The organism is Nonomuraea gerenzanensis (genome assembly GCF_020215645.1).
GTDB lineage: Bacteria > Actinomycetota > Actinomycetes > Streptosporangiales > Streptosporangiaceae > Nonomuraea > Nonomuraea gerenzanensis.
Map to the genome: position 1 here is coordinate 9,850,268 of NZ_CP084058.1, position 19,830 is coordinate 9,870,097.

The 19,830-nt window shown below is 67.4% G+C and carries 17 protein-coding genes; 9 read left to right on the top strand and 8 right to left on the bottom strand.

What is annotated here, in order from left to right; all coding sequences use genetic code 11:
* The first annotated feature begins 239 nt into the window (after positions 1–239).
* On the top strand, positions 240–743 hold the full coding sequence (locus LCN96_RS45695) for a hypothetical protein (RefSeq protein WP_225268653.1): 504 nt from the start codon (positions 240–242) through the stop codon (positions 741–743).
* Positions 744–1,401: 658 nt separating this feature from the next.
* Here the strand turns inward: LCN96_RS45695 and LCN96_RS45705 are convergent.
* Positions 1,402–1,644 (bottom strand): hypothetical protein, encoded by a 243-nt coding sequence (locus LCN96_RS45705; RefSeq protein ID WP_225268654.1) that lies wholly within the window; start codon positions 1,642–1,644, stop codon positions 1,402–1,404.
* A 440-nt stretch (positions 1,645–2,084) separates the two neighbouring features.
* On the opposite strand from LCN96_RS45705, the gene LCN96_RS45710 reads away from it, so the two are divergent.
* The 3 genes from LCN96_RS45710 to LCN96_RS45720 all read left to right on the top strand — a co-directional run bounded on the left by LCN96_RS45710 (position 2,085) and on the right by LCN96_RS45720 (position 5,532).
* On the top strand, positions 2,085–2,825 hold the full coding sequence (locus LCN96_RS45710) for a hypothetical protein (protein ID WP_225268655.1): 741 nt from the start codon (positions 2,085–2,087) through the stop codon (positions 2,823–2,825).
* A gap of 392 nt (positions 2,826–3,217) precedes the next feature.
* The gene (locus LCN96_RS45715) at positions 3,218–4,288 is read left to right on the top strand and encodes a HesA/MoeB/ThiF family protein (protein ID WP_225268656.1); all 1,071 of its coding nucleotides are present in this window, start codon (positions 3,218–3,220) and stop codon (positions 4,286–4,288) included.
* Positions 4,285–5,532: a hypothetical protein gene (locus tag LCN96_RS45720; RefSeq protein WP_225268657.1), complete on the top strand. Its 1,248-nt coding sequence runs from the start codon at positions 4,285–4,287 to the stop codon at positions 5,530–5,532. The genes LCN96_RS45715 and LCN96_RS45720 overlap by 4 nt, the downstream gene beginning before the upstream one ends.
* 116 nt (positions 5,533–5,648) lie before the next feature.
* On the opposite strand, the gene LCN96_RS45725 is transcribed toward LCN96_RS45720, so the two are convergent.
* Positions 5,649–6,035 carry a TSUP family transporter gene (locus tag LCN96_RS45725; RefSeq protein WP_225268658.1) on the bottom strand — a complete coding sequence of 129 codons (387 nt, stop codon included), beginning with the start codon at positions 6,033–6,035 and terminating at the stop codon, positions 5,649–5,651.
* Between the two features lie 9 nt (positions 6,036–6,044).
* Here LCN96_RS45725 and LCN96_RS56965 point away from each other — a divergent pair, with 9 nt between their 5' ends.
* Positions 6,045–6,179, top strand: coding sequence for a hypothetical protein (locus LCN96_RS56965; RefSeq protein ID WP_263657401.1), 135 nt, complete (start codon positions 6,045–6,047; stop codon positions 6,177–6,179).
* Positions 6,180–6,728: 549 nt separating this feature from the next.
* Here the strand turns inward: LCN96_RS56965 and LCN96_RS45730 are convergent.
* The 5 genes from LCN96_RS45730 to LCN96_RS45750 are packed head-to-tail and all read right to left on the bottom strand — an operon-like array spanning position 6,729 to position 14,984.
* Positions 6,729–10,139, bottom strand: coding sequence for an alginate lyase family protein (locus tag LCN96_RS45730; protein ID WP_225268659.1), 3,411 nt, complete (start codon positions 10,137–10,139; stop codon positions 6,729–6,731).
* A 30-nt stretch (positions 10,140–10,169) separates the two neighbouring features.
* Positions 10,170–11,792 (bottom strand): extracellular solute-binding protein, encoded by a 1,623-nt coding sequence (locus LCN96_RS45735; protein ID WP_225268660.1) that lies wholly within the window; start codon positions 11,790–11,792, stop codon positions 10,170–10,172.
* Positions 11,793–11,825: 33 nt separating this feature from the next.
* Positions 11,826–12,794 carry a carbohydrate ABC transporter permease gene (locus tag LCN96_RS45740; protein ID WP_225268661.1) on the bottom strand — a complete coding sequence of 323 codons (969 nt, stop codon included), beginning with the start codon at positions 12,792–12,794 and terminating at the stop codon, positions 11,826–11,828.
* On the bottom strand, positions 12,791–13,786 hold the full coding sequence (locus tag LCN96_RS45745) for an ABC transporter permease (RefSeq protein WP_225268662.1): 996 nt from the start codon (positions 13,784–13,786) through the stop codon (positions 12,791–12,793). Before LCN96_RS45745 ends, LCN96_RS45740 begins: the two co-directional genes overlap by 4 nt.
* A complete protein-coding gene (locus tag LCN96_RS45750; protein WP_225268663.1) occupies positions 13,695–14,984 on the bottom strand; it encodes a polysaccharide pyruvyl transferase family protein in 1,290 nt (429 codons plus the stop codon). Before LCN96_RS45750 ends, LCN96_RS45745 begins: the two co-directional genes overlap by 92 nt.
* A 79-nt stretch (positions 14,985–15,063) precedes the next feature.
* Here LCN96_RS45750 and LCN96_RS45755 point away from each other — a divergent pair, with 79 nt between their 5' ends.
* Positions 15,064–16,068 carry a LacI family DNA-binding transcriptional regulator gene (locus tag LCN96_RS45755; protein ID WP_225268664.1) on the top strand — a complete coding sequence of 335 codons (1,005 nt, stop codon included), beginning with the start codon at positions 15,064–15,066 and terminating at the stop codon, positions 16,066–16,068.
* On the opposite strand, the gene LCN96_RS45760 is transcribed toward LCN96_RS45755, so the two are convergent.
* A complete protein-coding gene (locus LCN96_RS45760; protein ID WP_225268665.1) occupies positions 16,065–16,271 on the bottom strand; it encodes a hypothetical protein in 207 nt (68 codons plus the stop codon). The two genes, LCN96_RS45755 and LCN96_RS45760, sit on opposite strands and share 4 nt — an antisense overlap.
* Positions 16,272–16,795: 524 nt before the next feature.
* Here LCN96_RS45760 and LCN96_RS45765 point away from each other — a divergent pair.
* Genes LCN96_RS45765 through LCN96_RS45775 form a run of 3 tightly spaced genes read left to right on the top strand, consistent with a single transcriptional unit; the run spans position 16,796 to position 19,604 of the window.
* Entirely contained in the window at positions 16,796–17,782 is a 987-nt protein-coding gene (locus LCN96_RS45765; protein ID WP_318528336.1) for a FecCD family ABC transporter permease, read from the top strand.
* A complete protein-coding gene (locus tag LCN96_RS45770; protein ID WP_225268666.1) occupies positions 17,779–18,597 on the top strand; it encodes an ABC transporter ATP-binding protein in 819 nt (272 codons plus the stop codon). Before LCN96_RS45765 ends, LCN96_RS45770 begins: the two co-directional genes overlap by 4 nt.
* Positions 18,594–19,604, top strand: coding sequence for an ABC transporter substrate-binding protein (locus LCN96_RS45775; protein ID WP_225268667.1), 1,011 nt, complete (start codon positions 18,594–18,596; stop codon positions 19,602–19,604). The genes LCN96_RS45770 and LCN96_RS45775 overlap by 4 nt, the downstream gene beginning before the upstream one ends.
* Positions 19,605–19,830 lie beyond the last annotated feature (226 nt).

The following is a 19,830-nucleotide window of genomic DNA, read 5'->3' on the forward strand; positions in this document are numbered from 1 at the left end:
TGAACGGCGATCGAAACGGCCTGGACCGCTCCCAGCGCACCCACGTCGACGCTGTCTTCCTGACCATCATGAAGGAGAACGCATCTGCGCCGCCATCACCGGCACAGTCGCCGACCCTTTTCGCGGCACCCAGTCGTCCAAACGCTCCATCTGCCTCAGCTACGCCAACACCTTCTACAAGGCCGTCCGAGCCAAGGGCGACGGCGCACTCTGAGACATCACTGTCATGAAGAGGACACATGACCCACCTCCTAAGCCGCAGCCCGAAATCCACCCTCGGCCCACTGTCGCTCACGATCACCTCGTACGTGGCCGCCGTCGCCCTCCTGACCTGGGCAACGATCAACGGCCATCTCGGCGGCCACATGTACGGCCGGATCCTGATCACGGTGCTGAACTTCCCCGCCTCTCTGATCAACCTGCTCCTCGACGGCCCACTCAGGCATGCCCTCATCGGCGAGACCACCACCGATGAGATCTCCGCCTGGAGCTACGTGATCTTCGCCTGGCCCGGCCTCCTCATGGCGCTCATTCTGGCCTGGTGCCTCACCCGGCACCGGCCTCACCGATTCACTCGAATCCTCAGCTGGACCCTCACCACAGCCGTCCTTTTGTCCGGCATCGCGATCACTTTCGACCAATGGGCACCCCGTCGCCCGTACGGCTGGCCATTCGTCCTCTGCGGCGCAGGCATGGCCATCGGCCTGCTGCTCACCCGACGAGCCGTCAGGCGAACAGGCTGACGGACGCGAGACCGCCATCGCCTGGGCAGCGCGGCGCGCGCAGCCGGGACATTCAGGGGAAAGTGGTGCGACTCTTCGGTGCGGCGCAGGTCCATGCTGTCGGATCCGTCCCACCGGTTGTTCGCGGCTGCCTGGCGAGCTCGCCATGCCGGCTCGCCAACCGGAATGGTGCGTTCGATGCACCATTCGACCCACCAGTTGTCGGCGAGCGTGGCGGCGTCTTCTCGTTCCGGCCCGCGGTCATCTCGATCGCGATGCCAGGCGACGAACTCGTCGGTGATCGGGTTCAGGTTCTGCTGAGGCTGGCGCTCAGGAGCGGTGGTGAACGACTCGCACAGGGCGCGGACGCGCTGGCGCAGGCGGAGATGCTCAACGATGAGCTGTTGCGACTCGTTGCCGATCAGCGCGCACCCAGCAGGTCGGAACGGCACAGCGAATCCAGCAGACGGCGGGCGGGTGGACTGCTCGCACGGAGCCGGTCGGGTGGAGACGAGTGCCGCGATCGTTGACCGGCTCGCCCATAACGCCACCATCATCGAGACCGGCACCGGCTCCTATCGGCTCGCCCAATCCCGAGCACGCGCCGAAGCCTGACCATCCGCCAGCGATGAGAACCAGCAGCTTCAGGCCTTCCAACAGCTCGGGCCAGTACTCCCCTTCAGGCTGGCCCGTCGTAGTATCCCGGGCCTGCGATCAGCACGCTCTCAAAGCACGTGAACCGGTCGATCGTCTCTTGATCCGCACCGCGGAACGGGACCGTTGACCGAGACATCCCCACCGACAACTCGGGAACCACCAGACCGTAGTCCCCGTCGTCGACCTCGACGTCATACCGGGCCCGGAGCTCAGCGATCATCTGATCGGCAGGAACGGAGAACACGTCCATACCGTTGAGGAGCACCCGCGCTCCGCCAATTCAAGGGCTCCGCCCCCGGATACGGCGCATAAGGCCGCGCCGCTCCCCACCCCGCCAGCACACGACCGGCTTCTTCGAACGAAGCCCCCAGCAGCAACCACCAGCAGCCCGCAGCGGCTCCAACTCGATGACCAACGGCCCCATGCCGACTCCGACATGCGCAGATCAGCCCGGAAACCACTCCCGAGCGACCCGACCTCAGTGCCCCGCCATACCCCGGCCATCACGCTCACGCCCCTACGAACTCCGACCAGCACAAGATCGAGAAGTGGTGCTCAAACTCGTGACCATGACGCACCCCGACGATCAGCTGGTGGTGCTCGAACCCGTGACGAACTGGTGCCCGTTCTCGCGTTCCTAGCCGGACGCGGAGTCATGACCGGCATACCTTCGTCATACCGCCGGCCGATACAGTTCCCGCCTCGATGATCACCATCAAGGGCGACACCTGGGCCTGGAGCCAGACCGCACCAGCCGCCCGCGTCGGCACGGGCACCGTTCCTGGTGGGAAGTGCTCCGGTACGTCGACCACCGTAAGGCCGTGCGACATCATGACCGCCAACGGGTTTCTCACCCCCGCAACAGAGGTCAGAGCGGGGTCCTGCACGATGCACGCCGACGCTTCCGGACGTCAATACGTCAACATCGCCTGGGACCAGACCGCGTGGCGCACCGAGGAATGGCGGGTCGAAACCGCGCCTGACGGTACGTACGCGCGCCTGACGTTCAAGTACGGCCGCACATTCACCCACGGCTACGGCAGCAACGCCGGGCTGACCGTGCGGCGGCCGATGGAGGCGGTGCTCGGGCATGACGCGCCGCTGACCATGACCTATCACCGCGGGACCAAGGGGAGCATCGCGTACGTCGGCAGGACCTGGAACATGGGCCAGTACCTTAAAGACCAAAGCCTGCAGAACTCCATCCAGCAGGTGACCAGTAAAGACAGCCGTGACACGCACTGGCACTGCTGCAGCTGCCTGGCGAAGGACAGCCAGTGCTACAAGGGCAACTCCCATGTCTACCCGTTGCTGCAGATCATCGACGACAAGGCCAGGTGGCGTGGCTGGGTCGGCGTCGAGGCTTCCTTCCATCCGTACGACGGCCAGGCGGATCCTCGTCGGCACGACATGCTCTCGGTCTTCCGCGTCACTGAGTGGGCTTGACGTTGTCCGCAGGTAAGAGTGTGATCCTCCATCGGTGTGGCTCTTGCTCAGTGGCCTGGACGATCAAGCGGTGCGGGCATGTCCGTCTTGCCGGTGCCGGACGCACGGGAGGCCACGTTCCACCCTGCCGGAATTGTAGAGAGGTTGTAGTGCATGCGTAGAGGCGCCGATGACAATCGACATCGCAACTTCCTCACAGCCGAAAGGGGGTTCAACATGAAGGCTGAGAGCAAGCCGGTCAAGAAGGTTTCGCTGCAGATCCGCAAGCTGGAGAAGGTCGAGACCACGTCTTGGCGCGATGGCGGCGGCTGAACAATAGCGCATCGGCCGGCCGGGCATCGCCTGGTCGGCCGATGCTCGTTTCCCCCGAAATTCTCAGCTGAAAGGCCGTCGTGCTCCGCCCGAAGATCAAAAGCGTACACCAGCCCGTCGCCCTGCCCGGCGACCGCATCATCATCGGCACGATGCAACTGGGCGTCTCCTCCGAGATCCAGGACGACGAGGACGGCACGATCGCCAGGCTCATCACGCTCATGGACGGCACGCGTACGATCGACGAGATCTGCGCGGCCTGCCCGGACGTCGATGAGCAAGACGCTCGCGAGGTGATCGCGGGCCTGATCGGCCACGGTTTCGTGGAGGACGCCGCCGCCCCCCTGCCCGTCGGCCTCACCGAGCGCGAGGCCGCCCGCTATGAGCCGTCAAGGCACTTCTTCTCCTGGATCGACACCAGCCCCCGCAGCTCTCCGTACGACGTCCAGGCCCGCATCAAGCACGCCAAGGTGGCGCTGCTCGGCATCGGCGGCACCGGCTCCGCGGTCGCGGCCGGGCTGGTCTCCAGTGGCATCGGGGCGCTGGCCATCGGCGACTTCGACACCGTCGAGGAGCCGAACCTCACCCGGCAACTGCTCTACAGCGAGGCGGACATCGGGCAGCCGAAGGTGGACAGCGCGGTGGCCAGGCTGCGCGCCATGAACAGCCTGGTGGACGTGACCGGCACCGCCCTGAAGGCGAGTGGCGCCGATGACATCGCCAAGCTGATGGAGGGGTGCGACGTCTTCGTGCTCTGCGCCGACGAACCGCAGCCGGACATCATGCTCTGGACCAACGAAGCCGCGCTGCGCACCGGCACCCCCTGGTTCGTCAGCTTCTACACCGGGCCGATGGCCGTCGTCGGGTCGCTGATCCCGGGCGAGACCGGCTGCTTCGCCTGCCTGCAGCGCCAGGAGGACCAGCGCGAGTACCGCTCCGAGGGAAGGCCGCTCACCGCCGAACGGCCGAACGCCGTGATCGCGGCAAGCGCCAACATCAGCGGCCATCTCTGCGCTCTCGAGACGATGTATCACCTCGCCGGGCTGCCCGCGCAGACGCGCGGCAGGTTCTTCCACTGGAACTACGCCATGTGGACCCACTCGTACTACATCGACGTTCCCCGCTACGACGACTGCCCGGCCTGCTCGTGATCACCACCAGCAGCCGGGTCGACCTGCACCCTCTGATCTCCCGTCCCGACGACGACGATCCGGACGTCATGGTCTTCGGCCGGGCGGAGATCGGTGAGTACATCGAGCTGCCCACGGTGTACGGGGAGGCGCTCCGGCTGCTGGGCGAAGGCCACCCGGCCGGTGCGGTCGAGAAGCGCATCGCCGATGAGCAAGGCGCCGAGATCGACGTCGCCGAACTCGTCGAAGCCGCCACCGGTCTGGGGTTCATCCGCGCGATCGACGGGGAGCCGGTGCCCGACCCCGCTACGGGCGCCCCGCGCAGCCATTTCCCATGGCTCACCGCACGGCACGTCGGCTGGATCTTCGGTCTGCCGATGAAGGTCCTGTGGGCGGCGACCACGGTGGCGGCCCTGGCGGCCCTCGTCATGCGGCCCGAACTCGTGCCGACGTACGAGCATTTCTTCTGGAGCGACTATGTCGGCCTGGCGGTGCTGGTCAACACGGCGATGATGTCGGTGGCGATCAGCGCCCACGAGATGATGCACCTCATGGCGGCCCGCTCGCTCGGCACGCCGGGGCGGATCGGGTTCGGCACCCGGCTGTACACCCTGGTCGTGCAGACCGACGTCACCGGCGTGTGGGGCGTGCCCAGGCGCCGCCGCTACCGGGCCTACCTCGCCGGGATGACCTGGGACTTGTTCCTCATGGCCACGATCATCCTGCTGGTGGCGTACGTGCCGATGCCGTCGCTGGCCGCGGCGTTGCTGCAGGCGCTGCTCGTGACGGTGCTCATGACCATCCCGTTCCAGCTCCAGGTCTACATGCGCACGGACCTGTACTACGTGCTGCGCGACCTGCTGCGCACCAGCAACCTCTTCGACGACGGCCTGGCGTACGCCAAGTACCTGCGAGCCAAGGTGTGGGCCGCGGTGCGGCGGCGTCCCCCGCCTGCGGAGGATCCGACCACCGGTCTGGACCCGCACGAGCGGCGGGCCACCCGCGTCTACGCTGTCGTCCTCGTGGTCGGAGGGACCTTCGCCCTCGGCAACTACGCCCTCTTCGCCATCCCGATCGCGATCGAGGCGGTGCTGCGCGCGGTGGACGCCCTCGCCGGCTCCTTCACCGGCGGGCCGATTCTCCCGGCGATCGACTCGGGCCTGCTGATCCTCGTCGAGGGCGGCATCCAGGTGCTCTTCGTGATCACCTTCATCCGCACCCACCCGCACTGGTTCGGCCGGATCAGCCGCCGAGCAGGTCGGTGACAACGCCGTCCGATCAGCAGGAGCCTCCATGCGATTGATCCCGGCGTCCAGCAGAACGGCCGGCGCAGCTTGGCGAGCCCGAGGTCGAGTCAGCCGGCCGCCCAGAGGCCGGCGAATCAGCTGCTGAGTGCGCTGGAGAGGGTGACCACCGCACCGACGAGGAGGGCCACCAGCACCACGTTGCGGAAACGATCCGGGTTGATGCGGCTGAAGACCGCGTTGCCGGCGAACCACCCCAACCGCACGACCGGCAGTCCCACCAGGCCGATCCAGATCGAGTGGGAGTTCACCTGGCCGGCCACGGCGAACCCGACCAGGCTGAGCACGCTGGTGCCGGCGAACATCGCCGAGAGGGTGGCGCGGAACTTCGCAGGGTCATACCCCATGCCCTGGAAGGCGGCGATCGTCGATGGCCCGTTGGTGCCGGTGGAGGTCGAGAGCGCGCCGGAGACCCGGCGCCCACCAGCACGGAAACATTCCCGGGCACCTTCACCCGCCGCCACACCATGACCGTGCAGCCCAGGACTCCGATCCCGATCAGCACGGTGAGCACTTGCGGGGACGTCACCGCGTACACCCAGAGGCCGAGCGGCATGCCGGTCATGGCGATCACGGCGATCACGGTGATCTTCCACTCGGCGTGGTGACGTTGACGTACGGCGATCGTGACGGTCCTGGCCAGGGCGGACATCGTGGTTGCGCCTGCCGATGATCACATCCATCCAGGTCATCGCGCTGCGAGGGCTTCGCGTGGCGTACGCGAGCTCCGGTCACCCGGGAGACGGAAACGCGTACGGCAGGACGATCCGCGTAACCGCGCACCCTGATGGCGCTTGGGTTGCCCAAGCCTGTAATCTTCTCGCCGATCACGCCGAGCATGTGCACGAACCCGGGTGCCGACCTCCGCCACGGAGAAGACGTACGGCCGGCGCAGGGTGACGGTGTCCACCGCGGAGAAATCACACGCCAGCGTGCTCGCATGTGGGCGCGGACGAAATCACGCCAGCGATCACCGGCCCGCTGCGGTGCCGGGCCCAAGCGCCCCCGCTTCAGGACCGACGGATCGTCGCACCGCTCACCTGATTGCCCAGATGCCGCAGTTCGCCACGGATACGCTCGTGACCTCAGCGAGGTTTCTCCCGCGCCAGCCTCTGGATCAGCGCCATGACCGCCGAATCGGTCGCAGGCCGCAGGCACTACCGCCCCCCGCAGGACCGAGCGACAGTGACGTTCTCGAACGAGCTCTCCGTGGATGCGTGAAGCCCGACGCCGCCGCTGCGCACAACGGTGTCGCGACCCTTCAGGATCTGAACGCCGTTCAACGTCACGGTGATGCGGTCACCGTGAATCGCCGCACCCAGTCGCACGGGACCTGTCAACGGGTTGCTGATGGACGCCTTGGCCACTGTGACCGGACCCGACGCGTGAGCCTCGCGGATGATGCTCGCGTACTGGGTTCCGTCGCTGGTCTTGCCGACGTGGATCCGATACCCGTACGCGTCCGTGGTGTCTCGCAGCGAGATTCCCGCGTTACCGACGGATCCGTCGATCGTGACCGTGGTCTCCACGACATGGTCGCACGCCTCGGAGAAGCGCGTCGGCAGTGTCGAGTCGGCCAGTACGTGCGCCCGGCCACCGGCAGGCGGCTGGAGGTGCAACTTGCCCGAGGCGACGGACACCGACCCTGTCATTCCTCGCCAACTGGCCTGATCGAGCCCTTCCCTGATCACGATGTTGTCGAAGGTCGCGGCCCGCCGATGGGTGAAGGCGGCGGCACCACCCGTCGGCAGCTGTCCGTCATCCGCGGAGATCGACGTGTCGCCGACCTTGGCGCTCAGATGCCTCCCGATCGCGGATACGACCAGCTTGTGCGGGACGTTGGCGCCGCTCGGCAGTGCGGTCTCCGCGAGAACCTCGGTCGTCGAGTCGTAGATCTTCACGAGCTTCAGCGTCGCTCCCGACGTGGAGTTGAGCACTTCGGCCCGGTAGTAGTTGCGGGAATTGTGATAGCGGAACGCGAGACCGGTACGGGCCGTCGTCTGGCCGCGTACCCCGGGAACGATGTCCGCGGCCATGACCACGTCATCGGGTACGTCCTGCAGCGCCGCGAACGACACCATGTCCGCAGTCGAGGTCTGTGCCAGCTGCGTGTCCGGCTGTGCGCCGGTCAGCGCCCAGGTCCCCTGGACCGGCGTCCAGCCGCCGAAGGATCCGTTGAAGTCATGGACGGTGCGATCCAGGCCGACCTCGTCGAACTCGTCGTTGAGCACGGGTGCCGGGGCGAAGTGTTCCTCGAGTGACACGGTGATGAGGTTGCCCGTGCGGGTGAACGCGATCGGGGTGTCGTTCACCGTCACCGCGTTCGCGTTCGGCGCGTTGATGGAGAGGATGCCGGTGAACGGGTCCCCGAGCGAGATCCGGGCGGTCGCGCCGCGCAGTTCCACACTGACATCGGACACCGGTGCGGATGCGCTGATGACGGTGTCGTCCTGATCGATCAGCGACGACCCTCTGGTCAGCGCGTACCTGGTGAGCCCGCCGCCCGAAGCACGCTCGAGGTAGGCGGTCTCCGCGTTGGTCGCGGCGGCTCCGAACGCCCTCGACGAGGGAGTCGCCTCGCGCGAAAGGTAGAAGCGTCCGGTCGCGTCCGGCAGGGTGATCTCCATCGCCGTCGCCACGGAGTGACTCACCCCGGGCATGGCGATGCGCTTCGCCGTCACCGAGGGCGCCGCGCCGGCCCGGCCGGGAACCACGACCGTGTCCAGTCCCGTCGGCCCTGTGGAGGACCAGTCGTAGGACAGGTAGTCGACGTTGGTGAGCACCTGCTCGCCGACGCGTACGGCGCCATCGTCGTGGACCGTGGGGGTCACCGCGGCGCCGGGCGTCGCCACCGGGATGAGCCGCACGCCGGCGACGGGTGCGGCTCCTGGCACGGTGTCGAACCCGACCGTGGCGACCTTCGTCGCCGGGTTGACGGTCACCGGATCACCGGGGAAGTGCCAGAGCTGCCGGTAGTCGTGCGCGGCGGTGTCACCGGTGAGGGCGTCGGAGACCACCCAGAAGCCGGGCTTGACGAAGTAGACAGCGCGATCGTGCTCGACCGGCCGGTAGCCCATCGCCGCACCGCGGTAGATGTCGAGGCCCGCGTTCGAGCGCCACAGCGACGTTGTGCGGGGAACGCCCTTCTCCTGCGGGAGCCCGTCGACCTCGATGGTGTTGTGCGCCTCGGTCCTGCGGCGCATCCACTCGTTCGTTTCAGTCGGGCTGTAGTCCCCCACCCCGGAGTCGACGATCAGCGGACGCCCGTACGCCGCCATCACCAGGCTGAGGTCGTCCGGATGCCGATGCGAGGCGGTGTAACTGGAGTTCTGGTTGTTGATCAGCATGTACCGGGCATCGGCGTCCCACCCGGAACGCTGAACCGCGAAGCTGATCGGAAACACCGTGGACGGCAGCGTCGGGGCGGTCCCCTGCGTCCGGCCGGAGGCGACCCAGGTGAAATCGGGCCAGGAGTTGCGTACACCGCTCCTGCGAATGGCCGACGTACCCGCGTCGTTGTTCGGCGTGTCGCCGATCGCCGCGGGTTCCAGATTCGGCTGACGGGTCGCGAACAGCGAATCCGCGATCCAGTCCGCCGCCTGGACGAGCGCATCGGGAAGCGTTCGCCCGTTGGCATCCCCGACCGCTATGACGGAGTTGAGGATGTCCGCCACGTATGCCTGATAGTTGAACGCCGGTTCGCGGTACACACCGTCGCCCTTCAAGTACGCGCGCAGGAACCGCTCGGCCGAGCGCACCGCGAACCACTCCGAGCCAGGCGATGACGAGAACTCGGGCAGGAACACGGCCGCCGCGTAAACGGAGCGGGCCATCGACACGTACCAGTTGTTTCCGATATGTATCTGCAGCGCGCCGACGAGGAAGTCCGTCGTGGCGTGCACGCCGGACAGGTACGCCACGAGATCGGTCGCGTCGATGCCAGGATCGGCCCGGAACACGGAGAACGCGCTGACCAGCTGGGCGAGCCGCTTGGCCGCCGACAGATTGCGGTTCTGCGGCCAGCTCTGATTGTCGGCGAAGAAGTCCAGCGAGATGTCCATCCACGCCGCCGCGTACGCCGCACGCTTGGCCGGGTCGCTCTCGGACACGTAGGCGTACGTCAGTTTGGGCATGAACGTGAAGTCGCTCATCAACGTCTGAGCGCCGCCCGGGATGGTCTGCGTCCCACCCCAGAGGTCCTGCCAGTCGATGTCGATCCGCTGCTCGGCGCTGTCGTAGAAGTTGCGGGTCTCGGCGCCGAACCGGAAGATCCCCGCCGCGATCTCGTCGGGGCCCGAGTCGCCACCGCCCAGTCCCTCAGCCGGAGCCGGGTAGTGGACGTCGTCGCGGCCCGCGTAATAGACCTTGAGCTCGCTCGCGGCGCCCGCTTCATCACCGGCGGCCAACTTGGCCACCACCGCGCCGAGCCCCGGGCGCGTCAGGTCGAGCAGCCCGCCGAGATCCGACATGTCGGCGGCGGCGGCACTGCCCGGCGACAGAAACGCCGCCACCAGAGCCAGCACGACCGCCGCACGGACCCGGCGACGCGTGTACCAACGTAACGTCACTGTCTTCTCCCTGACTTGGCTGAGTCCACGTCAACCACCCGCCTGCTCCTCGTACTCGGCCTTGATCTTGTCTCCCACCCGGTCCATGAACTTCTTGATGGCCGGCTGCCACGCCGAGACGGGCTTGTTCCCCAGCTGGATCTCCAGCAGCACCGAGTCCAGTTCCTGCTGCTCGCTGGCGGCCTTGCTGGCGGCGGTCTCCGAGTACAGCCCGAGGGTCGGGTCCGCGACGGCAAGCGGGACGCCGACGGCCTGGTGGTCGTGCTGGTCCTGTACGGCCTGGCGGTTGCCCGGCTCGTAGATGACGGGCGACGCTTCGGCGAGGTACCGCACCGGCAGGAACATCTGGCTGCGCGCGGCCTCGGTGAGAGTCGGGTCGGAGCCGTTGCGGGTGAACGTCTGGCCCTCGACGCCGTACCGGAGGGCCAGGTACTCGCTGCTGCCGAAGGGTGCGCACAACCAGTCGAGGACCCTGAGGATCTGCTTGATCCGGTCGGCGTTGTCGGTCTTGGCCATGGCGGTGAAGCTGGAGAGGGTCGGGCCGGGCGTGCGTACCTGCGTCCCAGTGCCGTCGCGGGTGGGCGAGAGCATGCCGGTCAGGCGGAAGCCGGGCACGTCTTTCGCCTGACCGTAGAACTTGCCCCACCCGGCGTACCCGCCGATGGTGAACGAGGTCGTGCCGGCCAGCATCCACGCGTTGCGCTTCGTGTTGGGCGCGCCCGCGTGGTCGGGATGCACCACCCCCGACTTCACCAGCTCGACGGTGTCCTCGAGGGCCTGCGTGAACTGCGGTGTCGTCCCGGAGTGGGTGAAGACCCCACCTTCGGCCTGCCAGACGCCTGTGCCGCCGGGCCAGTTGCCGGTGATCCCGTTCATCTCAAGGATCGTGTTGAACGGGATCTGTCCGAACGCCCACCGACCGGCCCGCTCGTCGGTCAGCGCGTCCGCCATCTCCTTGAACTCGGCCCACGAATCGGGCTGGAGGCTGAGTCCTGCCTTGGCCAGCAGGTCGGCCCGGCTGTACAGCACGGTGCCGATCCGTGCCCGCGGCACCGGGATGCCCCAGATCCGCTGGTCGTAGACGGTGCTGCGCCAGGCGTCGGTGGGCAGGGCGGCGAGGTTCGGGTAGGCGAGGACCGCGTCCCCGGACAGGTACTCGGTGAGGTCGGTGAATGTCGCCTTCAGCATGGCCGGCATCTGCTGGACAACGCCCTGGATGGCCACAATGTCGGGGAGATCTCCACCGGCGATGGTCGTGGCGACCTTGCTCTTGTAGTCGGTCGAGGCGACGTACGTGATCTTCAGTTCGGTGCCGAGTTCGCTGTTGAGGTTCTGCCAGTAGGGGTTCGAGCCGAGCGCGGGGGCGATCGGGTCGTAGGTGTACGTCAGTGCCGTGACGGCTTCGCCCCGCACCGGTTGTGATGCGGCGCTGGAGGCGGCCGGGTAGGTGAAGTATCCCGGCGACACCCCGGCCGGCTTGGCGGCCAGGTCGGGCGGGGCCGCGGTGACGGGCTTGTAGGTGGGCAGCTTGACCGGCCCGGTCGAGCTGTTCGGCGAACTCGGGCTGCCGTCACCGCAGGCCCCGAGCAGCGGGGCCAGCCCCGTTGCCGCGCCGAGTGCCAGGACGTGGCGGCGGCTGAAGAGGGGTGCCATGACGTCTCCTTTCCACATGGCATGGACGACCGGTCAACCCTTGACGGCGCCGACCATGAGTCCCTTGGCGAAGTGCTTCTGGATGAAGGGATAGATGAACAGGATGGGCAGGACGGAGATGACAAGAATCGCCATCTGGACGGAGATTTGCGGTGGCAGGTTCTCCAGGTTCGAGCTGAGCTGGTCGGATCCGATCGGGGTGTTGTTGACGACGTAGGTGCGCAGCACCAGTTGCAGCGGCCACTTCTCCGACGACTGGAGGTACAACATCGCGGAGAAGAAGGCGTTCCAGTACGCCACTGCGTAGAACAGCCCGATCACGGAGACGACCGCCTTCGACAGTGGCAGGACGATCCGCAGCAGGATGCGCATCTCCCCCGCACCGTCGATGTAAGCGCTTTCCCGCAGCTCACCGGGGATCCCCTGGAAGAACGCGCGCATGACGATGACGTTGAAGGCGTTCACCAGCACCGGCAGGATCAGTGCCAGGTAGCTGTCCAGCAGGCCGAGCTGTTTGACCGTGAGGTACATCGGGATGATGCCCGGATTGAACAGCAGGGTGAACACCGTCATCAGCAGGATCGGCTTGTGCAGCAACGAACCCGGCCGCGACAGCGCGTACGCCAGAGCGATCGTGCTGACGAGGCTGAGTGCCGTGCCGACCACGGTGATGCCGGCGCTCACCAGCAGCGCACGGGTGACGATTCCTCCGGACAGGACGGCCCGGTAGGAGTCCAGCGTCGGATCGTTCGTCCACAGCACGAAGCCGCCCGCCCTGTTGACCTCCTCCGGGGAGGCGATGCTGGTCATGAGCACCGCCCAGAACGGCACCAGAACCGCCAGGCAGCCCAGGCCGAGCACGAGTCCCCGCGCACCGACCCCCAGCTTGCTGGGCTCGCCCATCCAGGCCGGACGCCGGCTGCGGCCCGAGCGTGGCCGCGGCCCTGCGCCCGCGGCGGGGCGCGCCACGGACACCGCGGTCGGCGCAGGTCGGCTCGTCATTTGGCGTACACCCCCTGCTCGCCCAGGGCGTGGGCCAACCGGTTGGCGCCGAGCACGAGCGCGACACCGACCATGCCTTTGATCAGCCCCACCGCGGCCGCGGTGCCCCAGTCGCCGCCGACGATCCCGTGGTTGTAGACGTAGGTGTCGAGTACTTCGCTGGCACCGGCACCGACCTGTGCCTGCTGCAGGATGATCTGCTCGAACCCGACGGACAGCGAGTCACCGAGCCGCAGAATCAGCAGCAGGACGATCACCGGGCGGATGTAGGGCAGGGTCACGTGCCACAGGCGGCGAGCCGCCGAGGCGCCGTCCACCACCGCGGCCTCCATCTGCGCCGGATCCACTCTGGACAGTGCGGCGAGGAAGATGATCGTCGACCAGCCGGTGTCCTTCCAGATCACCTGTGATGTGATCATGAGTTTGAACAACTCGGGTACGCCGACGACGTAGAACGTGGACAGGTCGGCCGAGCGCAGCCAGGCGTTGAGCATCCCGCCGTTGCCGAACATCTGCTGGAACAGGGCGACCACGATGACCCAGGACAGGAAGTGCGGCATGTAGAGGATCGACTGGGTGAGGCGTTTGAGCCGTTCGCTGATGGTCGCGTTCAGGATCAACGCGAGGCAGATCGGCAGCGGGAACACGAAGATCACCTGGATCAGCGTGATGATCAGTGTGTTGACGAGTGCGTTGAGGAAAACCGGGTCGCCGGTGAGCATCGGCTCGAAGTTGTCCAGCCCGACGTACGGGCTGTGCCAGATTCCGAGGAACGGCTGGAAGTCCTGAAACGCGATGATGTTCCCGCCGAGCGGCAGATAGTGGAACAGCAGCAGCGCCGTGACCCCGGGAAGCGCCAGCAGCAGCAGGACCCGGTCGCGCCGCCAGCGGTCGCGCAGGCTACGCATCGCCGGTCTCCACCGGTGCAGGCAGGCCGATGGGCCGGCCCGCGACGCAGGCTTGCACCGCCGCCCGCAGCCGGTCGTCGGCATTGGCCGCGAGCCTCCTGCTGCGGGCGACCGCGGGCGCCGGGTCGGTGGCGATGCCGGTGACCGCCGCGACGACCGTCGCCGCGGCACGATGGTCGAGCTCGATCACCAGGTCCGGGGCGCCGAGGTCGGCGAACATCTGAGATTTCGTGGTCTCGGTCGGCTGCCGAAGGTAGACGGTCGGGATCGCATGTCGTGCGGCCAGGATCGGCGAATGACACTCCATGCTGACCACCAGCGACGAGACGGCGTAGACCCCGGTCGCCTCCTCCAGCGGCCAGTACCGGTCCAGGAGCCGGACCTGACCGAGCGTCTGTGGACTGAGCAGGCTGGGAAGCTGCTCGTGAGCGAGCTCGACGGCATAGCTCATCTCGGGCACCACGACGGCCGGCAGGCCGCTGACGCGTACCCAGGTCTCGATCGCCGCCGCCAGCACCGCCAGGTCGTGCGTCACGGTGGCCCGGTTGACCGCGTCGCGCCGCATCTGCTCGCGGGTCGGCTCCGTACCGTAGATCTTCGCGTAGGGGGCGTAGCGCAGCCGCGGAACGAAACAGGCGAACCGACCGGGCCGCAGGCCGAAACCCTCCAGCAGGCGAGCGGCCGCGACGGCGTCAGTGTGGTCGAACGCGAACGTGCCGTCCGGCCCGAAGGCGAGGTCGGGCCCGGTTATCTTCTGGCCGCGCAGGGTGGCCAGGGTCAGCGTTTCGCGGCAGTACACGAAGTCGGCGCTGTCGAAACGGTCCTTGACGTCGTCCTCGAGATAGGACGGTGGGAGCAGGTCGACCATCTGTGCCAGCTCCGGCAGTGTCGCCATGGTCGGTGGGCACAGCGGATCCACGGTGATCCCGAAGTACCCGTACGGGCGGCCCACGTGCTCGCGCCACCAATCGATCTCGGTGCTCTGGAAGGCGTCGGCGCCCGATCCGTGCATCAGGACGTCCGCACCCTCGATGGCGGCGGCCAACTCCGGGGTGCTCGGCCCGTCCCCGCCGAGAGTGCCGTCGACGACGCGCACGTCGGGAAACGCGTGCCGCAGCATGGATCGTTCGCGCTCCTCCAGCCGCACCGGCCAGAGGATGACCTCGGCCTCGGGGGCGAACCGCTGAAACGCCCGCACCACGCCAGGGGAGTGAGCCACGTCGCCGATGTTCACCGTCGCCCAGGAGGACCGCAGGAGGACGGTGCGACGTGTCGATGTCATGTGTACTCCTTGTTGACGTAACGTTAATTCAAAATAGGGATGGTGAGACGTTACGTCAAGAACCGAGTAGGCTTCTACCATGGCAACGCAACGTGACGTCGCACGGGCGGCTGGGGTGTCACTCGCCGTGGTGTCGGCGGTGGTCAACGGCACGAGCCACACCCGGATGAAGGAATCCACCCGCACCCGGGTGCTCCAGGCGATGCAGGAGTTGGGCTACCAGCCGAACCAGACGGCGCGCTCGCTGCGGCTCAACCAGACCGACATGATCGCGATGATCCTCAACAAGCTCGACAACCCGGTCTACGGACCGCTGCGGCAGGGGGTCTACGAGGCAGCGGCGGAGCACGGCGCGACGGTCCTGCTGGGCGATGCCGAGACCATGCGCTCCGGCAGCCAGTTCCTGACCCGGCTGCTCAGCCAGGGCACGGTCGACGGTATCTTGATCCGCGGCGAAGGGCTGCTGGACGACGACGTGATGGCCGAACTCCGCTCCCACCCCAAGCCGATCCTCATCCTGGAACACGCACTGGACCATCCCTGGATCGACGTGGACGACCGCCGCGCGGGCGAGATCGCGACGCGGTTCCTGGTCAACCTCAGCCACCGCCACATCGTCTTCGTCGGTGGCTCGGGATACCTCTCCCAGCAGCGCTACCTGGGCTACCAGCAGGCGATGGACGCCGCCGGCCTGACACCGGCTCCGCACCTGGCCACCGGGTTCGGTGAGCAGGCCGGCGCCGACGGGCTCCGGCAGGCCATGCAGGCGGCGACCGCGCCGACCGCCATCGTCGTCAACAACATCATGAGCGCGGTCGGGGTCCTGGCCGCCGCACGCGACCTCGGCATCGCCATCCCCGACCAGCTATCGGTGGTCGGCATCCACGACGTCGACCTGATGCAACACCTGCGCCCGGCCGTCACCGCAGTCCGGATGCCCATGTACCAACTCGGCCGGGCCGGCGTCGAGGCGCTTTACGACCTGATCGCGGGACGGCCACGCGCGGGCGGTGTCATCACCGACCCCGAACCCGAACTGGTGATCCGTGACTCAGCGACTGCTCTGACCCGGATCCGCGATTAGCGTTCGTTGGCGAGTATCGGCAGCGCACCCGCGAAGACGCCGAGCACGAGGTGCCACGGTTTCCGCCAGCCCAGAGACGACCATGGCCGCCGGTCCAGAAATCGCCGGATCAGATAGACGAACAGTAGCGGGAGGCTGAAGCCGATGATCGCCTGGGCGAACATGAGGACCATGGCGAGCAGGACGGTCCAGAGGGTTTTCATGCCGGGAACGCTACGAAGCGGCGGAGTCTCGGCGCATCGAGCCAGGGATAGAACTCACCATGACCAACGTCATGATGACCTTCGGTGGATCACAGGGTGCCCGGCGGAACCTGAACCGCCCCGATGACATTGATGGAGACGTGGCGCTCGCTTACCACCCAAGAGTTCCATCAGGCGTACCCACGGGATGCCATCCTCCAGGCGCCGGCCAGGGGTAAGGACGAGGCTCGAGCCGGAGATCGAGCGGGTACGGCTTCTTTGCCGTTGATCAAGAAGCTGCCCCCGAGCGCCGCCGTCGCCAAGGTCGCCGAGTTGAGGCCGCTCCCCGATCTCGGGTGAGATGCCAGTAAAATTGAACATGATAGTCATTACCGATAACATCCCGCGTCGTGTACTTAGGTTCCTCTCAGCGTTCCTCCCCCTCTGACGATCTGACAGCACCGCCTGGTCACGCGCGGCGTCGTCTGTCGCGACGCACAGGGCTGCTTTGCGTGGCGCTTTCGGTCACAGCGTGTGTTCTGGTCGTGCTGTCCGGCGCGACGGGTTCGGTGTCGGTGAGCCTGGTGGAGGCGGCTCAGATCGTGATCGGGCATCTGGTTCCGGGGATGCCGTGGATGTCTGACGGGACGTTGACGCCGTTGCAGGATCAGGCGGTGTGGCAGTTCCGGCTGCCGCGGACGCTGTTGGCGGCGCTGGCCGGTGCCGGCTTGGCTCTGGCGGGCGCATTGATGCAGGTCACAGTCCGCAATCCGCTCGCCGAGCCCTACATCCTGGGCGTGTCCTCCGGAGCGAGCGTCGGGGCGGTGCTCGTGATCGTGTTCGGTTCGGCCGCGCTGGGCGGGTTGTCGTTGAACGTGGCCGCGTTCGCGGGCGCCTTGGCGGCCTGTGTGGGCGTCGGGGCGTTGGCACGGAAGGACGGGGCGCTGTCGCCGATGCGGATGATTCTGGCCGGTGTCGCGCTGGGAACCTTGCTGAGCGCGGTGACGAGCTATCTGACGATCTCCACTGACGCGCAGAACGTCGTGAGTGTGTTGTTCTTCCTGCTGGGGAGTGTGTCGGCGGCGTCGATGCCGAGCCTGATCGGCCCGGCTGTCGCGCTCGTGGTGGCCGGGATGATCGCGGCGCTGCTGGCGCGGTCGCTGAACGCGCTGTTGACCGGGGACGAGTCGGCGGTCTCGCTGGGGGTGCACGCCTCCCGGTTGCGCGGGCTGCTGCTGGCGGTGGCGTCTCTGCTGACCGGCACCGTGGTCTCGGTCGCCGGCGGGATCGGGTTCGTCGGGCTGGTCGTCCCACACATCGCGCGGATCGCGGTCGGTGCGGACCATCGGCGGATGCTGCCGGTTACGGTGCTGGGTGGGGCTGTGTTCCTGATGATCGCAGACCTGCTGGCGCGTACGGTTGCCGCGCCGACGGAGATCCCCTTGGGCATCCTCACCTCATTCGTCGGCGCTCCGTTCTTCCTGTGGCTGATGCGGCGGAACGGGGCCGAGCGTGCGGGGTTCGGCCGATGAGAGTGGAGTTCGACGACATCACCGTTGCCCTCGGCGGCCGGGACGTGGTGCAGCAGGCGTCGCTGACCGTTGACTCGGGCACGGTGGTGGGCCTGGTAGGGCCGAACGGCAGCGGAAAGTCCTCGCTGCTGCGTACGCTCTACCGTGCGCTGAAGCCTCGGCAGGGCACGGTGCGCCTCGACGGGCAGGACGTGCAGCACCTGAGCGGCAGGCAGGCGGCACGAGCGGTAGCGGTCATGCTCCAGGACCCGGTGACCGACTTCGACTTGAGCGTTCAGGAGACGGTGCTACTCGGCCGTGCCCCGCACCATGCCTCCTTCGGCCGGGACACCCCGGACGATATTCGCATCGTGGACGAGGCGATGCGCCGCGCCGAGATCACGGACCTCGGTGACCGCATGGTCGCCACTCTCTCCGGGGGTCAGCGGCAGCGTGTCATGCTCGCCCGCGCCCTCGCCCAGGAGAGCCCAGTGCTGGTGCTGGACGAACCGAGCAACCATCTCGACATCAGCCACCAGCACGAGTTGATGAGCACGGTGCGCAGTCTGGGACGCACCGTGATCGCCGCTCTCCATGACCTGAACCTCGCGACCCAGTACTGCGACCGTGTCGTCGTGCTCGCCGCCGGTCGCATCGTCGCCGCCGGGCCGCCGGCTCAAGTGTTCAGCCCTGAGCTGATCCGCACCACCTTCGGCGTGGACGTCCGCGTCCTCGGCGACCCCGACGAACCCGTCTTCGCCTTCCGCCGCCTCGATGCGAGCGGTGACCCCATCGATGTGCCCTCCACCCGAACAGAAAGCAGCACCCACCCATGACGCGCGCCTCTCGCATCCCCGCCCGATCCGCCGCCATCGCGAGCGCCGCCGTAGCGTTGTTTCTCGCCGGCTGCGGCACCTCTGTGACACAGGCCTCCCCGAGACCCAGCGCGGCCGCCGCGGTGACGCTGGAGAACTGCGGCCGGAAGGTCGTCGTCAATGACGCTCCCAAGGCGGCCGTCGGCATGCACCCGGCGCAGACCGAGCTGCTGCTGCGTCTGGGCCTGGCCGGCCGCATCGCCGGGCAGGCCCAAGCCAAGGCGCAGGCACTGCCGGAGGACGTGGCACCGCTTGCCGCGAACATTCCGATGATCGGCGGGGTCACCCCGCCCAGCCGTGAGGACCTGTTGGCCGTCAAGCCGGACTTCGTCTACTCGCCCACCACCTACGAGTTCACCGCAGAGCAGGGCTTTGCCAGCATCGAGCAGCTCGAGCAGGCCGGAGTCTCCGTCTACGTCGCCAACGGCGGGTGCAAGGACCGCCGCATGACCGGTGAGGTCACGGATCTGTTCACCGATCTGGAGAACATCGGCAAGATCTTCGGCGTTGAGGAGGCCGCCGCCGGCCTCATCGCGAAGAGCCGGGCCGACCTCGACAAGGTCGCCAAGGCGCTCGCCGACGTGAAAAAGCTGCGCGTCGCACAGGTGTACGTCGACGGCACCACCCTGCAGACCATCGGCGCCGGCGTCGAATACGACATCCTTCGCCTGGCCGGGGCCGACAACGTCTACACTCCCGATCAGCCGGCGTTCGCGAAGTTCTTCGCGGCGACGATCACACCCGAGTCCCTCGCGGCCGAGCGGCCCGACGCCCTGGTGTTCTCGGTGTACGACGAGAAGCACGAGGCCGCGACCCGCAAGTACCTCACCACTACCTTCCCGGACATGCCGGCGGTGCGCAATGACCGGCTGATCGCGGTCTCCAGCGCCGACGTGTTCCCCGGAACGCTGGGCAACATCTCGATCGTGCGGCGGATCGCGGAGCGGCTCTATCCTGATGCGTTCTGACCCGGGATCCGTCGACGCCTCCCTGCGACTGACGGCGGCGTACCGACGTGATCGGCGCCGGTCTCGGCAAGGCGCGGCTGCTCCCCCACTGGCCTGAACACGGTTATCGTTTGCTTGCTGAATCCGGACTTCGGAAGGATTGGGTGCGAAGACGAGCCGCGATCATGGCGATAGACCCTCCTGGCGGCGGCCCTGTGGGGTTGCGGCGGCCAGAAGCTGACCGGGC

Coding starts and splice junctions, on each gene's coding strand:
- LCN96_RS45695 (WP_225268653.1), top strand. CDS start 240: ATGACCCACCTCCTAAGCCGCAGCCCGAAATCCACCCTCGGCCCACTG.
- LCN96_RS45710 (WP_225268655.1), top strand. CDS start 2,085: ATGATCACCATCAAGGGCGACACCTGGGCCTGGAGCCAGACCGCACCA.
- LCN96_RS45735 (WP_225268660.1), bottom strand. CDS start 11,792: ATGGCACCCCTCTTCAGCCGCCGCCACGTCCTGGCACTCGGCGCGGCA.
- LCN96_RS45740 (WP_225268661.1), bottom strand. CDS start 12,794: ATGACGAGCCGACCTGCGCCGACCGCGGTGTCCGTGGCGCGCCCCGCC.
- LCN96_RS45745 (WP_225268662.1), bottom strand. CDS start 13,786: ATGCCGACGACCGGCTGCGGGCGGCGGTGCAAGCCTGCGTCGCGGGCC.
- LCN96_RS45750 (WP_225268663.1), bottom strand. CDS start 14,984: ATGACATCGACACGTCGCACCGTCCTCCTGCGGTCCTCCTGGGCGACG.
- LCN96_RS45755 (WP_225268664.1), top strand. CDS start 15,064: ATGGCAACGCAACGTGACGTCGCACGGGCGGCTGGGGTGTCACTCGCC.
- LCN96_RS45760 (WP_225268665.1), bottom strand. CDS start 16,271: ATGAAAACCCTCTGGACCGTCCTGCTCGCCATGGTCCTCATGTTCGCC.
- LCN96_RS45770 (WP_225268666.1), top strand. CDS start 17,779: ATGAGAGTGGAGTTCGACGACATCACCGTTGCCCTCGGCGGCCGGGAC.
- LCN96_RS45775 (WP_225268667.1), top strand. CDS start 18,594: ATGACGCGCGCCTCTCGCATCCCCGCCCGATCCGCCGCCATCGCGAGC.